This is a genomic window from Faecousia intestinalis (assembly GCF_040096185.1).
GTDB lineage: Bacteria > Bacillota > Clostridia > Oscillospirales > Oscillospiraceae > JAZOXB01.
The window spans coordinates 1-2149 of sequence record NZ_JBBMFF010000082.1; the positions used below are offsets into that span (position 1 = coordinate 1).

At 66.1% G+C, this 2149-nt stretch carries 2 protein-coding genes; both read right to left on the reverse strand.

Annotated features, from left to right (window positions below; genetic code table 11):
- Window positions 1-175: 175 nt before the first annotated feature.
- Window positions 176-1420, reverse strand: coding sequence for a PBSX family phage terminase large subunit (locus WMO66_RS01355; RefSeq protein WP_417325409.1), 1245 nt, complete (start codon window positions 1418-1420; stop codon window positions 176-178).
- On the reverse strand, window positions 1417-1824 hold the full coding sequence (locus tag WMO66_RS01360; RefSeq protein ID WP_349134615.1) for a terminase small subunit: 408 nt from the start codon (window positions 1822-1824) through the stop codon (window positions 1417-1419). The genes WMO66_RS01355 and WMO66_RS01360 overlap by 4 nt, the downstream gene beginning before the upstream one ends.
- Window positions 1825-2149: the final 325 nt, after the last annotated feature.

Here is a 2149-nt window from a genome sequence, read left to right on the forward strand (position 1 = left end):
GCCCCTTCGGGGCCTCGCAATGACAAACCTTTGGCTTTTACCATTTTACTGACAGCCTGTACAAATCGGCGGTGCAGTGCCGGGCGGGGACAGCCCTTCCCCTACAATGGCGTTTGCCGTTTTAACGGCTGCCTATGCGAATCGTTTGTGCCCCGCCCCTACAATGCGCCAACACCTACGCCCTCCGGATCGCCGTGCACGCGGCCAGGGCCGGGCGCTGCGGAGCCAGCACCGTCGAGACGAAATAGCGCATGTCGTCCATGGCATGGTCGTGCTCCTTGCGCACGGCGTCGCGCCCGGCCTTCGGGTCCCAGACATACTGCTCGATCTCGCGCAGGCAGTCCGTGCAGGTGTCGCACAGCACGAGCCTGCCGCATTTGAGCAGGTCCGACGTGCGGCGGATGCCGCTGAGCACGTCGTTGTCCGCCCGGCGGACGTTCCAGCCGTTACGCCGCAGCGTCTCAAGGAAGCTCGCAGCCGACGGATCGACGATGACGGCCGCGATGGGCCGCCCGCCCGCAAGCTCCCGCAGCGCCCGCTCATACTCCGCGTCCGTCATCTGGCGCTGCTCGCGCCGCGAGTCGAAGTAGAACTCCTTCACGCGGTACCACACGGCGTCCTTCCGCCCCCACAGCCCGAAGGACGCCGGGTTGACCGTGCCGTAGTCGCACGAGATGTACCACTGGTTGAACGGCCCCTCGGGCGGCGGCGGGGCCTTTGCCGCGTCGAAGAAGTCATACACCCGTCCCTCAGCCGCCACCCACTGGCCCAGCACGAAGCGGCGGTAGAACACGCCGGAGTACAGCCGCGCATAGCGGCTGCGGATATCGGGCGACAGCGCGGGGTTGTCCTCCATCGTAAAGTGGAGGTACAGGCAGTTCCGCTCCGCCGCGTGGCCGATCCACTCCGTGTAGAACCAGTGGTACGGCCCCTCGGGGTTGCAGTTGAACCACAGGCGGCTGCCCGTGACGGAGCAGCGCGCGCAGGCCTGCTCCACAAAGCTGCGCGGCATGAGTGCGACCTCGTCGAGCAGCACGCCCGCAAACGTGATGCCCTGAATGAGGGCGGCGGAGCCCTCGTCCCGCCCGCCGAAGAGGTAGAACTCGTTCGTGTGCCCGCGGTAGCTCACCTGCAGCAGGTTCTCCGTCCGCCGCTCCCGGACGGAAAAGCCGATGGCCTGCAGCTTCGGCAGCAGCTCCGTAACGACGTTGCGCCGCAGCGAGGCGATGGTCTTGCCGCACAGGCCGAACCGCGCGCCGCTATAGCAGGCGCTCGCCCACAGAAAGAAGCTCAGCCCCATGCACAGCGTCTTGCCCGAGCGCACCGCTCCGTCGCAGATGATGGCCTCAAACGCAGCGTCCGGGCTGTCGGGCCGCCACCACGTCAGCACGCGGCGCTGCTTGGCCGAAAATCGCATCATGGCTCCTCCACCGCCGCGAAGAACGCCGCGGCCGCGCCGTCGTCCGCCGCCCCGGCCTGCAGCAGCTCCTCGAGGGCGCGGATGCGGTCGGCCAGCCGCACCTCGATGGCCCCCTTTTCGCTGCGCTTCACCTCGGACAGCAGCGTCAGGTCCAGCTCGCCGATGGGCGGGTCGTCCTCGAGCACAAGGCGGACGCAGTCGTTCGCGCGTCCGAAGGCGATCTGCGCCAGCCTGCGCAGGGCGTCCTCCCGGCCGGGCACGCCCCGGCTGCGCTGGGCGGCCAGCTCGCGGCGGACGGCGGGACGGGCCAGTGCGTCTGCCCCGCACTGCGCGCGCCGCGCGGCCTCGGCGGCGTCGAAGCACTGCAGATAGGCCTGCACAAAATTCCGGTGCTTTTCCACCATTCGTCTTCAACCTCCAATTTCTGAAAAAGTACTCTTTCACCCGTAGCTCCGCACCCGTTAAAAATTCACGCGAAATGTGAATCCGTTAAAAAAAATCCGAAAAAAAGCAAAAAAATCCCGCGGCGGACGGGAAAACTCCCATCCGCCGCGGCACAGACTGCCGAAAAACAGCATATCATCCTATTATATTGTAGGGGAGGGGCATGCCCCTCCCGGCGCTGCACCAGCGCACAATACAAGCTACCGACAAAAACGTACCAACCGATTGCGTCTGTAGCGGCGCTCACTGCGCAGCCGTTGGCGGCTTTGCCGCCTTACGGATGCG